We start from the raw sequence: 13494 nt of genomic DNA on the forward strand, positions 1-13494 counted from the left end.
TAAAGATATAAGAATATAACAATTAAAATCGCTCTAATAAAAAAAAAGCTTCAGAACTAATCTGAAGCTTTTTTTATTAAATATTATTTCAGCTTAATTCACAATTAACTTCTGAACGGTTGAAGTGTTTCCTATAGTTAATTCTACAAAATACAAGCCGCTTTCTAAACTTGAAATATCAATGACTGATGTGTTCTCTTCAAGCGTTATTTGTTTCAAAATTGCTTTTCCTTGAATGTTGTAGATATTTACTTTTCCTGTTTCAAAATTAGAATTTGCTAATTGAATAGTTACCTCATCTTTTGCTGGATTAGGATATATAGTAAAATTAACTGATTCAAAACTTGTTACCGATAATGTTTCTACAAATTCAGTTTGAAACGTATTTGTAATGATAGGTGCATTAAAATCGAAATAAATAGATGCTGAATTTTCAATTACATCTCCAATAGCATAACCTGCGTTTGGTTTTATTTTAAAATACACAAAACCATTACTGCCATCTGCGTCATCTTGTTCTGCTGGTAAGTTGATATTATCAAAATTCCATTCTAAATTATTAGCTGTTCTAGTGACTATATAATCATGACTAGAGCGTAACATCTGAAAAGTAGAGGCATCTAATTGCTCATCTAAAATATCTTCAATCCTTACATTTATAGCTTCTGCTGTACCCACATTTTGAAAACGAATGGTGTAGTATAAATATTCATCTGATACTGCAAAATCATCAAACAAGATATCTTTTCCATGAGACTCCATTTTATCGTTAGGATCGTAAGAGCCTATTACCTCTTCAGTAATAGAAGACTCGTTATTCTCTGATACTAAATCGTTTGTAGAAGTTGTATAGATTGCCGTATTAGTAACTATTTCACCGATTTCTAAACTTGCTGGTGTTTGCAATGAAATAACTACACTTATCGTTTGTTCTGGTAGTAAATTCACAAAATCTAAACTAAAGCCAGTTGCATTTGGTGTAACAGTGTAGTTACTACCTGTACTTGTGCTGTAAAGTATTAAGTCTTCATCTAAGGTATAACTAACCGTTCCTGAAGATTCTACTACACCCAAATTTTTAATGACTAAAAAGTTAGTATGTGTAAATCCTGGTCTTGGAGCTTGTTGATTAATTACATAAACCGCAATATCCTCACAACTTTGTTCATTAACAATTGGAAATTCTACCGTAGCGTTTTCGCCCAACATTACACTAACATCTTGAAATGAAATTGTTGAGGCATCATAACAATCAGTATATTCATTATAGAAATAGTAATTAATGTCAAAGGTGTCTGTTTCATCATAACTTGCAATCGTGAAGGTTCCAGTAGAAGAATCAACGGTATTTATTACACCATCGTTATTTGCTTCATAAGTAAAATAGCCATTTGAAAAATATAATTCGTTAGCATCTAAAACCGTATTCGCATTGCCATCATAAAAAGCAGTTACATTTATAATACCAACATCATCACAATCACTAAACGTTACTGTAATTTCTTCATAATATTCAGAAGCACACAAATCATTAAAGACTATAACACCATAATTTCCCGATTCTGTGACAGTAAGTGTTGGGTTTTCTTCATTTGGGATTATAAACCCATCAAAATACCATTCGTAAGTATCACCATATTGAGTCGATGCATCTAACACATAAGAATCTACATCACATAAGTTTTGATCTGGCCCTAAATCAATTTCAAAATCGGCCTTTAAAGACCCTGAGTTTTCTTCCCCAAAATTAGTTTGATTTAGAGACACAGTCCCTTCAATGCCAGAATAATTTGTTGTTAGCAATAAATATATTTCGTCTGCTTGCGCGTTAATAATTGTAAAATTCTCTACGGAAGATGTAGAAAAACTGCAATCCACAATATTACCGTAAGGATAAAAGTTTGGATCATTAGTGTTATTAGGGCATGTAGGACAGTCTACAAAAATGATCTCACTACAAGCACCAGCAAGAGTTTCAAATGGACCAAATAATGCAAAATCTACATCCAAACCAACTCCTGAATTACCTATTTGATTAATTTCAATTTGAATATCTCCACTATCATCAATTTCAAGAATATTCCATAGTGGATTTGGTGTTGAACCCAAACAAGCAACAGTGCCAACACTTGGTACGTCAGTAACATTAGAGGTAACAAAACCATTACCATCTGAACAAAAAGGTGTGGCATTCTCACATATAAAATTAGTCTGTGTTTCTCTTATACACAAATCAAAGGTTGACGTTTCTGGTTGATCAGCACTTGTAAAAACCCTTAAAAAATAGGTGTTTCCAATGATAAGATTTGGCGTACTACTAGACGTGGTGGTTGCACAATATAATTCTGTTAAGGTGTCGCAACTACCTTCATATAATGCATGGTCTATATCAAATGTGCCACCTTCTATGTTTATAATAGAAATACTATGTATTTCGCTAGTTGAAGTAAATGAATACCATACATCTGCACTAGGGGTTACATTACAATTGCTATTGGGCATACTAGATACTGTTGCTGCTAAAATTGTACCTGAAGTCAACGCATCGCACGTTAATGCCTCATTAACTGTTGCAACTGTAGCAAACTCACATTCGTCATTTGGTGGTGGACATCCTAAAATCTCATAATATTCACTTTGTATGGTGCAATTATTATCTTGTACATTAATTACAATGGCTTTAACTGAGCTTAGAAAAGGAAAAGGACCTGCTTGGTAGGTATCCGTTGTAGTAACTAAAATAGTTTCATCATTTAAGGTATTTGAAATTTCTAATGATGAAGCATCACCCAAACTAGTAACACTTACATCTATAAAAAAGGCATCGGTATCACAATCAATAACAACAGCATAATCAGCTTCTGGAGCTGTACAATTTAATTGTTCAATATTCACTGTAAAATCTAAAGTTACAGCCCAATCACCATTAAAACATGGATCTGGTATTTGTTGTAAAAGATCTGCTGTACCAATTCGCATTCGGTGTTCACCTAATGTTGCCGTTGTTGGCATTACAAAGGAAGCGTCTAAAGTATGAGGATTATTAACACCTTCTGATTCACCCTGAAAAACCAACTCATTAGTTTCAAACTCTAAATTATCATTAAAATCTATCCAAATATTAGTACCATAAGTGAACGAATGCCCAAAATCTATAGTTACTGTATTGTTAATGCCTTGAAAAACATTAACTACATTAGTTGTATGATTTTCATAAGTTAAATCACCTAAACTCGGAAAATCAGTAGTTCCAATGGTTACATTTGTAACACCTTCACCGTCATTGCTTGTAGGATTAGATTCACAATAACCAAATGAAAATTGATGCGGTAGCGACCAAGAGCTTTCGTCTTCTGGTCCACAAATTGATTGCACATACACATCATAATTGGTGTCAAGAACCAAACCTGTAAGAATATAAGGGTTAGATGAAACATAAGAAATCAACGTTCCTGTCCCTAAAGTAAAACCTGCTAGGCCATATTCAATATTCCAAGAGGTAGCAGTACCTGTTTCTGTCCAACTTACTTGGGCAGAACCTATACCTTGAGTAGTACTTATCTCTATAGGCTCAAAGCAAGTAACCACACTTCTTACTCTAAAATTATCTACAAATACATCAGTATCGTTAGTATCATCAACAGTCCCTTCAGATCCTAAAAATCCAATCTGCACTGTTTGTCCACTATATGCTGATAAATCAACTATAGGATGTTCACCTGTTACAGGCACCACTGAATTTGAGTCATACGTTAAAAGTATGTCCCATGTTGCTCCACTATCTGCAGTAATTAATAGCTGAACTTGATCGTCTGAACCCAAAGTACCTGCTTCAGTACTACTCGCATATTGCATTATACCAAAATCAAAATCCACCTGAAATGGACCGCCTGACAAATCAAACTCAGGAGACAAAATCCAATCACTTTTTACACCTTGCCACAAATTTATTCTATAAGCACCCGAATTTCCATTGTTAAGAAAACCGTCTGTTCCCCATAAACCACTACCAAAATCGGTTGGTCCTGTGGTGGCATCACCATTGTCAGCACTATCCCAACATTCTGGTGGTATAGAGGTAAAATCTTCTAAATAGTCTGGACTAATAACGGTACATTGTGCATTAAGTCTATCTGTTGCAAAAAATGCAATACAGATTCCGATAAAAAATAATAGTAATTTTTGTTTCATGAGGGAATGGTTTAGTATGGTTCAATTTAATAAAAAAAATATAGATGTAATCTTTCGTAAGATATTAAAACAGGAAAGCTTTCAAGATGAATAATAAAACACCATCCATCTGCGATTTTTCACTGATAGAAACCTAAGTCTCACTTATAAAACAAGTTAAACGTAAAAACACCTACTAATATAAAGTAAATTAATTTCAATTTATTCGCTTAAATTTGTTGCGTTACGCTATTGAGACCAACTATAATTATGAATAAATCTATTACAAGCACACAAAATCCAATAATTAAACAACTTATACTTTTAAAGGAAAAGTCTAGGCAGCGCAAAAAAACGAATCAATTTTTAATTGAAGGCAAACGCGAATTATCACTAGCCATAAAAGGTGGCTATAAAGTTGAAACGCTTTTGTTTTTACCAGATTTGTTTTCGGAAAGCGAAGCCAAATCAGTGAGTAGTTATGGAATTGAGATTATCGAAATTTCAAAAGTAGTATTTCAGAAATTAGCACATAGAGATACTACGGAAGGTGTTATTGCTGTTGTAAATTCAAAAAAACATACACTCGAAGATTTAAAACTCACATCTAAAAACCCTTTAATACTAGTTGCAGAAGCACCGGAAAAACCAGGAAATATTGGTGCGTTACTACGCACAGCAGATGCTGCAAATGTAGATGCTGTCATTATTGCAAATCCGAAATCAGATTTATATAACCCTAATATTATTCGCTCTAGTGTTGGCTGCGTATTTACAACTGAAATTGCCATGGCTAGCTCGGAGGACGCTATTGCTTTTCTGAAGAAATACAATTTCAATATTTATTCTGCAATACTGCAAGAATCAGAACCTTATCATTCACAAGATTATACCTTACCAACAGCTATTGTGGTTGGTACAGAAGCGACTGGATTAACTGAAGAGTGGCGAGAAGCTGCTACGAAAAACATTAGTATTCCTATGCAAGGAGTAATTGATTCTATGAATGTTTCTGTTGCTGCAGGAATTCTTATTTTTGAAGCGAAACGCCAACGTGATTTTAAATAAAAAAAAACGTCAGTTCTAGTGATTTACGAGGAACGATAAAATTGTATCGAAAACCACCATTACAAATAAACTTCTCGATACAAAATTTTTAAAAAGAAATTTCACTCGAAGTGAAGAAAACACACAAACTATACTAATGACATCACAAACCCTCTTCTACATCATCATAGCCATAATTATCATCAACTTTATAATTGATAAAGTGCTAGATGCTATTAATGCTAAACATTACAACGACCCAATTCCTGAAGAATTAAACGATGTTTATGACGAAACAGAATACAAAAAATCGCAGAATTATAAAGCTGTTAATTATAAATTCGGACTTGGAACATCCTTGTTTTCTTTCGCCTTAACTTTAGGATTCTTGCTTTTGGATGGTTTTGAATACGTTGATAATTTTGCTAGAAGTTATTCGGATAACCCAATAATTATCGCCTTAATTTTCTTTGGTATTATTATGATTGCTAGCGATATTATTACCACACCATTTGGGTATTATAAGACCTTTGTAATTGAAGAGAAATTTGGGTTTAATAAAACCACAAAAAAGACTTTTCTTTTAGATAAATTGAAAGGTTTACTAATGACCGTTCTTCTTGGTGGAGGCATCATTGCGCTAATCGTTTGGTTCTATCAAATGACAGGTAATCAGTTTTGGCTGTATGCTTGGGGAATTGTAACCCTATTTACTGTTTTTATGAATATGTTTTACTCTAAACTGATTGTTCCCTTATTCAATAAACAAACACCTTTAGAAGACGGTGAATTAAGAAATAAAATTTCAGCTTATGCAGAATCAGTTGGTTTTAATCTTGAAAAGATATTTATTATTGATGGCTCAAAACGAAGCACTAAAGCTAATGCTTATTTTTCTGGTCTTGGTAGCGAAAAACGTGTCACACTTTATGATACTTTAGTTAATGAATTAAATGATGAAGAAATTGTTGCCGTTTTAGCACATGAGGTTGGCCATTACAAACGCAAACATATCATCTTTAATTTAGTGACTTCCATCCTACTCACAGGACTAACACTTTTTATACTCTCTGTTTTTGTTTCAAATCCATTATTATCTAATGCCATAGGTGTAGAAATTCCGAGTTTTCATGTTGGTCTGATTGCTTTTGGATTACTCTACTCGCCAATTCAGGAAATTACAGGTTTAATAATGAATTACGTGTCGCGCGTTTTTGAATACCAAGCCGATGATTATGCAAAAAACACGTATAAAGCAGAACCTTTAATTACCTCGTTAAAAAAATTATCTAAAAATAGTTTGAGTAATTTAACACCGCATAAAGCCTATGTCTTTATGCATTATTCACATCCAACGCTTTTAGAACGTATAAATAATTTAAAGAAATAAAAAGGTTGAATTTATTTAAACTACTCGCTAACAAATCTTATTAAAACGTGAATAGCTCTAACGCAGAAGAAGACTATATAAGCATCAATATTATTGAAGCACCAGAGTCCGATTATTTATATATTGAAACTTCACAAATTAAAAATGCTGGCAAAGGTTTGTTTACAGCAATAGACATCTATAAAGATGAAATAATCTCTCTATTTAAAGGTGAAATTATTGATAATGAAGAAGCTGCAATAAGAGCACAGCAAAGCAAGGACAGATATTTTATTAATTTGCTAGATGGTACTATTATGGATAGCATGCACATAGATTGCTACGCCAAATATGCTAATGATGCAGAAGGATTTTCGCAAAGTAATTTTAAAAACAATGCAGCAATAACTTTAGACGACGACGACAATGTCTGTATAAAAGCAACAAAAGATATAGAATATGGAGAAGAAGTGTTTTGTAGCTACGGTAAACCCTATTGGAAAAAACATCGAGAATAGCATTTATTGCCTTCCGATAAATACCTAAATTACGTATCTCACACTTTTAGAATGTTTTAAAATTTCAAGGCATTAACTTCACATTTTTATAACACTAAAGACCCACATTTTTTATAACTTTGAATAAAAGAAAACATAAAAGTAATGACAGATTTAAAAAATAGAAAAGCAATAATAACAGGAGGCGGAAGAGGTCTAGGAAAAGCGACTGCTATAGCTTTTGCAAAAGAAGGCATCGATGTTGCCATTACAGGTAGAAATGAAACTGTTTTAAAAGAAACAGTAGCAGAATTAAAGGCATTTGGAGTTAACGCTATTTATGCTGTTTTTGATGTTGGTAACTATGAAGAAGTTCAAAAAAGCATTAAGACAATTATTGAAACATTAGGTTCTGTAGATATTTTAGTAAATAACGCAGGTATAGCAGCTTTTGGTTCTTTTATAGACATGGAAGTGAGTCAATGGAGTCAAATTATACAAACCAACGTTATGGGAATGTATTATGTAACTAAAGAAGTGTTACCGCATTTAATCGCTAAAAATGAAGGAGACATTATTAATGTATCTTCTACTGCAGGCTTAACAGGTAATGCAACGGTTTCTGCATATTCAGCTTCTAAATTTGCCGTTATCGGAATGTCTCAGTCGCTAATGAAAGAAGTCCGCAAAAACAATATTAGAGTTTGCACTTTAACACCAAGTACTATTGCATCAGATATGTCTATAGATTTAGGTATTGCAAATAAAGACTCTGAAGACAGCGTTTTACAACCTGAAGATTTCGCAGAATTAATTGTATCTGGTTTAAAATTACCACGTAGAGCTATGATGGCAAATGCCTCATTATGGTCTACTAATCCGTAAGTTTGAGATTAAAATAAGTTATACAAAACCTGCATTAAATGTGGGTTTTGTTGTTTAATTTAAAAAAACATTTTTTTTAAACTGATTCATTTATAACTCAAATTGGATTTATTTAATAATTAATAGAAATTATTATAACTTGTAGTCTGCCATTTTATTTTACAATCATAACACAGCGCATTTATATAGTTTTATTAGAAGACTTCAAAACCGTAACAATTTTTAAAATATGCTAACAGAGGAACACAAAATTGAATATGAGAATTATTTTCAGTCAAATTCAGATTACTATTTGGAACAAATGGCAAAAATTGACAGTGGAAAAAAATTCACATTTAATATCGCTGCATTTTTCCTTGGTATATTTTGGATGGCCTATCGCAAAATGTATATTCATATTGTAATAGTATTTGGAATTATTTTCGCTGAAATGTTGATTGAAGAAATGCTATTAGATTTTGGAGTGATTTCCTATGCAGTTTATGAGACAATTGACTTTTTAAGCATGTTTGTTTGGAGTTTTCTATTTGCTACATTATCAAACGGATTGTATATCTCAAAAACAAAAAAGGAAATTAGAAAAATCTTGAATGAAAATGAAGACACTAAAATACAAAATGAATTGATTTCTAAAAAAGGAGGCGTAAACAGTTTTGCCCCTTTTATATTGCTTTTAATAATTATAGGCTTAATATCTATCTCAAGTATTTAACTTAAAATAACTAAACATTATTTATTGATATAAAATTGATTTTCAAATTTCATTCAAAAAAACAATTGCCCATTAAAAAGCAATTCACTAATTTAGTTCTATGACGGAAGAAGCGATAGAACTAGAAAACAAAGCCATTGCCAAAGCTTACAAAGAATTACTAAAAGTAAGTTATCAAACATTAACTGAAGACGACAAGAAATTAATTCGTCATGCCTTTGATGTCGCTGTAGATGCACACAAAGACCAACGTCGTAAGTCTGGTGAAGCTTATATTTTTCACCCTATTGCAGTGGCAAAAATTGTAGCACAAGAAATTGGCATGGATGCCACGTCTATTGCTGCGGCTTTACTTCACGATGTGGTAGAAGACAATCCAGATTACACCATAGACGATATGGAACAGCTCTTTGGAGAAACTGTAGCCAGAATTGTAGATGGACTCACAAAAATCTCATCTCTAAAAAAAGACATGGATGTGTCTTTACAAGCCGAGAATTTCAGAAAAATGCTATTAACTTTAAATGATGATGTGAGAGTTATCATTATAAAAATAGCAGACCGTTTGCATAATATGCAAACCATGGATTCTATGCGACCAGACAAACAAGTTAAAATCGCCTCAGAAACCTTATATATTTATGCACCCTTAGCGCACAGAATTGGGCTATATAATATTAAAACCGAACTCGAGGATTTAGGTCTAAAATATACAGAACCAGAAGTCTATAATGACATTCTAGAAAAAATACAAGACAGCAAGGAAGATCAAGATGCTTATATCAAAGCATTTTCAAAAGTTATAGACGATTCTTTAACTACAGAAGGCTTACATTACGAAATAAAAGGACGACCAAAATCCATTTTCAGTATTCGTAGAAAAATGGTAAAACAAGGTGTTTCATTTGACGAAGTTTATGATAAGTTTGCCGTTAGAATTATTTATAAATCGGATTTAGCCAACGAAAAATTCTTAGCTTGGAAAATATATTCCATCGTTACAGATCACTTCACACCTAACCCAATTAGGCTTAGAGATTGGATTTCCTCACCTAAATCTACAGGTTATGAAGCACTTCACATTACCGTTGTTGGCCCAAAAAGCCGTTGGGTAGAAGTTCAGATTAGAAGTGAACGGATGAACGAAATTGCTGAAAAAGGTTATGCAGCTCACTATAAATATAAAAATAATGATGCAAAAGAGGATAATCTCGATTTATGGATTAACCGTTTACAAGAAGCCTTAGAAAATCACGAAGCTGACGCTGTAGATTTTGTAGAACAATTTAAACTCAATTTATATTCTAAAGAAATATTTGTCTTTTCTCCTAAAGGAGATTTAAAATCACTCCCAAAAGGCGCTACTCCACTCGATTTTGCTTTTAGTATTCATACTGAAGTTGGCATGAGGACTCGTGGTGCAAAAGTGAATGGAAAATTAATGCCATTAAGTCATGAATTGCAAAGTGGTGACCGCGTTGAGATTATGACTTCAGAAAATGCGAAACCAAATGCCAATTGGCTAGATTATGCAACAACAGCACGAGCACGAAGTAAAATTAAATCGGCATTAAACGAGGACACTAAATTAATAGCAGAAGAAGGAAAAGAGATTTTAAGACGAAAATTAAAACAACTTAAAATAGCTTTAAATGAGAATTCTATTAATGAACTGGTTAGTTATTTTAAATTAAATACATCTTTAGATTTATTTTATCGTGTTGGGATTGGTACTATTGACAACACTAAATTAAAAGCCTTTGCATCATCACGTAGTAATGCATTTGTAAGTTACTTTAAAAATAAAATATACAAACCAACCACACCAAAGGATATTCATAAAGAAGAAATTACTTCTAAATATGATATGTTGGTTTTTGGTAAAGAAGAAGAGAAACTTAATTACACCTTAGCTAATTGCTGTAACCCAATTCCTGGTGATAAGGTTTTTGGTTTTGTTACTATTAATGAAGGTATTAAAGTACATAAAAAGAATTGTCCTAATGCTGTAAGCTTACAATCTAATTATGCATATCGCATTTTACAAGCTAAATGGATAGATTCGTCTCAGCAAGTTTATACATCACAAATCAAATTATCTGGTATAGACGACATGGGTCTTGTCAATCACATCACAAAGCTGATATCTGAAAATATGCACGTAAACATGAAAAGTCTTAGTTTTTCTAGTGACGACGGTGTATTTATAGGCAATATTACGGTTGAAGTAAAGAATCAAGCCATGCTTAAAAAAGTTATTGAGAAACTCAAAAAAATTAATGGTATAGATAAAGTGAGTAGAGTTTAACTGCTTTTTTGGAGCTTTTAAAAAGTTATTAAAAGAGTGTTCATTTCTTTCATTTTTAATACTCGTTTTTATCATTCATTTCATTTAAAATTTACCTAAATTTGTAATCATAATTATGAATGCAACCACACAAGAAAGTAATCAGGAAATTGTAAAACGTGTATTTACACAGTTCCTTGAAGATAAAGGTCATAGAAAAACACCTGAGCGTTACGCTATTCTTCAAGAAATCTATGATAGTAAAGAACATTTTGATATAGAATCTTTATATATCAAAATGAAAAATAAAAACTATCGTGTCAGTAGAGCAACCCTTTATAACACTATAGAATTACTTTTAGAATGTGCATTGGTACGAAAGCACCAGTTTGGGCAAAACCAAGCACATTACGAAAAATCATATTTCGATAAAAATCACGATCATGTAATACTCACAGATACAGGTGAGGTTATAGAATTTTGTGATCCTCGCATTCAATCCATCAAAAAAACCATTGAGGAGGTTTTTGATATTCAGATAACTAATCATTCACTATATTTTTACGGTAATCGTAAAAAAGACGACTAATTCAATTATATAATGGCAGTAGATTTACTACTTGGTTTACAATGGGGAGATGAAGGCAAAGGAAAAATTGTCGATGTATTTACCTCTAACTACGATATTATTGCGCGTTTTCAAGGTGGTCCAAATGCAGGACACACTTTAGTTTTTAACGGCAAAAAACATGTTTTACATACTATTCCTTCTGGAATTTTCCATGAGAACAAAGTTAATCTTGTTGGTAATGGAGTTGTAATTGATCCTGTTATTTTCAAAAAAGAACTTGATAAATTAGCAGAGCAAAATGTAGATTATAAAAAATCACTTTGCATTTCGCGTAAAGCACATATCATTTTACCTACACACCGTTTATTAGATGCTGCTAGTGAAACCGCAAAAGGTAAAGCAAAAATAGGCTCTACCTTAAAAGGTATTGGTCCAACTTACATGGACAAAACAGGCAGAAACGGCATACGTGTTGGTGATATTGAATTAGCAGATTTTAAAGATAAATACAGAGCTTTAGCAGATAAGCACGAAGCAATGATTGAATTTTATAACGTAGATATTCAATATGATTTAAAAGAATTAGAAGCTGATTTCTTTGAAGCTATTGATACGTTAAAAGGCTTAAAATTTATTGATTCTGAAGAATATATACATCAAGCTCAACAATCTGGAAAATCTATTCTAGCTGAAGGTGCTCAAGGCTCTTTACTCGATATTGATTTTGGAACGTATCCTTTCGTAACATCTTCCAATACTACTGCTGCAGGTGCTTGTACAGGTTTAGGCGTTGCACCTAACCAAATTGGTGAAGTTTTTGGAATTTTTAAAGCATATACTACGCGTGTTGGTTCAGGACCATTCCCTACTGAATTGTTTGATGAAGACGGAGAAACTATGGGACGCGTTGGTAACGAATTTGGTGCAACCACAGGTAGATCTAGACGTTGTGGCTGGTTAGATTTAGTAGCTTTACGTTATGCTTGCCAAGTTAATGGTGTTACACAATTAATTATGATGAAAGGTGATGTGCTTTCTGGTTTTAAAACCTTAAAAGTATGTACAGCTTACAACTATAAAGGTGAAACGATTACGCATTTACCATATAATATTGAAGCAGAAAACGTAACACCTATTTACACGGAAGTAAAAGGTTGGGCTGCAGATTTAACTGGTATGACTGAAGCATCACAATTACCAGAAAACTTAAATGGTTATGTTGAATTTTTAGAAAAAGAATTGAACCTTCCTATTACTATTGTATCTGTAGGACCAGACAGAAAACAGACAATTATTCGTAAGACTATTTAATTGAATGCTACAAAAGGTTATTCTATTATTAATAGGCCTTATATCAATTAAAGGCTTAGCTCAAGACTCAAAAATGAGTATTGAGCTAAGCTACCCCTTACCTATTGACAATAATTTTGTTGGAGATAATTATAATGGAATTATCGATCTTGGATTTAAGTATCGTTTTTTAGAATTGAATTCTATTAGTATAGGTGGTTCATTAAATATTGGTTATTTAAAAAATTCTAAAAAAGCACAAAATCAACCCTTTGATGTAAATCTATATTCTGTACAACCTAGAATTTTTGCAGAATTAAACTTAGAAAGCATTCCTAAAATACATCCATCAATAGGATTAGGATATAGTTTACTGTATTTTAAAGTAGTGCATAATGCTGCTGTTTTCAATTCTAATATATCTACAAATAACCAAAATGAATCAGGATTAAATATTAATGCTGGTTTATCTTATGATCTCACTGACAAATTTATGATACAAGCGCAATACGACTTCATAAACATTGGTGTAGATAATGATATACCAGATATCACCTACAACAAAAACATCAATATTCTCAAAATCGGATTAGGCTATAGATTTTAATTTAAACCTAATTATCTGTTAAAAAAAACGTTAACAGACACTAAAGCAAATCTAATAAG

General features: G+C 32.3%; 10 protein-coding genes. 9 read left to right on the plus strand and 1 reads right to left on the minus strand.

Translation table 11 applies throughout. The features are described from left to right. Nucleotides 1-93: 93 nt before the first annotated feature. Complete coding sequence (locus ACJJVO_RS00665) at nucleotides 94-4191, minus strand: T9SS type A sorting domain-containing protein (RefSeq protein ID WP_405569185.1); 4098 nt, start codon at nucleotides 4189-4191, stop codon at nucleotides 94-96. Nucleotides 4192-4440: 249 nt separating this feature from the next. On the opposite strand from ACJJVO_RS00665, the gene ACJJVO_RS00670 reads away from it, so the two are divergent. The 9 genes from ACJJVO_RS00670 (at nucleotide 4441) to ACJJVO_RS00710 (ending at nucleotide 13435) form a co-directional block, all read left to right on the plus strand. Beyond that, nucleotides 4441-5238 (plus strand): TrmH family RNA methyltransferase, encoded by a 798-nt coding sequence (locus tag ACJJVO_RS00670; RefSeq protein WP_405569188.1) that lies wholly within the window; start codon nucleotides 4441-4443, stop codon nucleotides 5236-5238. A 136-nt stretch (nucleotides 5239-5374) separates the two neighbouring features. After that, nucleotides 5375-6607 (plus strand): M48 family metallopeptidase, encoded by a 1233-nt coding sequence (locus ACJJVO_RS00675; RefSeq protein WP_405569191.1) that lies wholly within the window; start codon nucleotides 5375-5377, stop codon nucleotides 6605-6607. 47 nt (nucleotides 6608-6654) lie between these two features. Next, nucleotides 6655-7104, plus strand: a complete 450-nt coding sequence (locus tag ACJJVO_RS00680) for an SET domain-containing protein-lysine N-methyltransferase (protein ID WP_405569193.1) — start codon at nucleotides 6655-6657, stop codon at nucleotides 7102-7104. A 144-nt stretch (nucleotides 7105-7248) separates the two neighbouring features. Then, complete coding sequence (locus ACJJVO_RS00685) at nucleotides 7249-7968, plus strand: 3-ketoacyl-ACP reductase (RefSeq protein ID WP_405569195.1); 720 nt, start codon at nucleotides 7249-7251, stop codon at nucleotides 7966-7968. Nucleotides 7969-8197: 229 nt separating this feature from the next. After that, nucleotides 8198-8680, plus strand: a complete 483-nt coding sequence (locus tag ACJJVO_RS00690; RefSeq protein ID WP_405569198.1) for a DUF2628 domain-containing protein — start codon at nucleotides 8198-8200, stop codon at nucleotides 8678-8680. A 100-nt stretch (nucleotides 8681-8780) separates the two neighbouring features. Further along, nucleotides 8781-10988 (plus strand): RelA/SpoT family protein, encoded by a 2208-nt coding sequence (locus ACJJVO_RS00695; protein WP_405569199.1) that lies wholly within the window; start codon nucleotides 8781-8783, stop codon nucleotides 10986-10988. Between the two features lie 115 nt (nucleotides 10989-11103). Next, nucleotides 11104-11556, plus strand: a complete 453-nt coding sequence (locus tag ACJJVO_RS00700; protein WP_405569202.1) for a Fur family transcriptional regulator — start codon at nucleotides 11104-11106, stop codon at nucleotides 11554-11556. A gap of 12 nt (nucleotides 11557-11568) precedes the next feature. After that, nucleotides 11569-12849, plus strand: coding sequence for an adenylosuccinate synthase (locus ACJJVO_RS00705; RefSeq protein WP_405569204.1), 1281 nt, complete (start codon nucleotides 11569-11571; stop codon nucleotides 12847-12849). A gap of 4 nt (nucleotides 12850-12853) precedes the next feature. Continuing rightward, nucleotides 12854-13435 (plus strand): outer membrane protein, encoded by a 582-nt coding sequence (locus tag ACJJVO_RS00710; protein ID WP_405569207.1) that lies wholly within the window; start codon nucleotides 12854-12856, stop codon nucleotides 13433-13435. Nucleotides 13436-13494 lie beyond the last annotated feature (59 nt).

It is taken from the genome of Winogradskyella sp. Asnod2-B02-A (assembly GCF_045063645.1).
Lineage (GTDB): Bacteria > Bacteroidota > Bacteroidia > Flavobacteriales > Flavobacteriaceae > Winogradskyella.

Excerpts from the sequence above, each read along its gene's own strand:
- ACJJVO_RS00665 (WP_405569185.1), bottom strand. The coding sequence starts at position 4,191 with ATGAAACAAAAATTACTATTATTTTTTATCGGAATCTGTATTGCATTT.
- ACJJVO_RS00670 (WP_405569188.1), top strand. The coding sequence starts at position 4,441 with ATGAATAAATCTATTACAAGCACACAAAATCCAATAATTAAACAACTT.
- ACJJVO_RS00675 (WP_405569191.1), top strand. The coding sequence starts at position 5,375 with ATGACATCACAAACCCTCTTCTACATCATCATAGCCATAATTATCATC.
- ACJJVO_RS00685 (WP_405569195.1), top strand. The coding sequence starts at position 7,249 with ATGACAGATTTAAAAAATAGAAAAGCAATAATAACAGGAGGCGGAAGA.
- ACJJVO_RS00690 (WP_405569198.1), top strand. The coding sequence starts at position 8,198 with ATGCTAACAGAGGAACACAAAATTGAATATGAGAATTATTTTCAGTCA.
- ACJJVO_RS00695 (WP_405569199.1), top strand. The coding sequence starts at position 8,781 with ATGACGGAAGAAGCGATAGAACTAGAAAACAAAGCCATTGCCAAAGCT.
- ACJJVO_RS00700 (WP_405569202.1), top strand. The coding sequence starts at position 11,104 with ATGAATGCAACCACACAAGAAAGTAATCAGGAAATTGTAAAACGTGTA.
- ACJJVO_RS00705 (WP_405569204.1), top strand. The coding sequence starts at position 11,569 with ATGGCAGTAGATTTACTACTTGGTTTACAATGGGGAGATGAAGGCAAA.
- ACJJVO_RS00710 (WP_405569207.1), top strand. The coding sequence starts at position 12,854 with ATGCTACAAAAGGTTATTCTATTATTAATAGGCCTTATATCAATTAAA.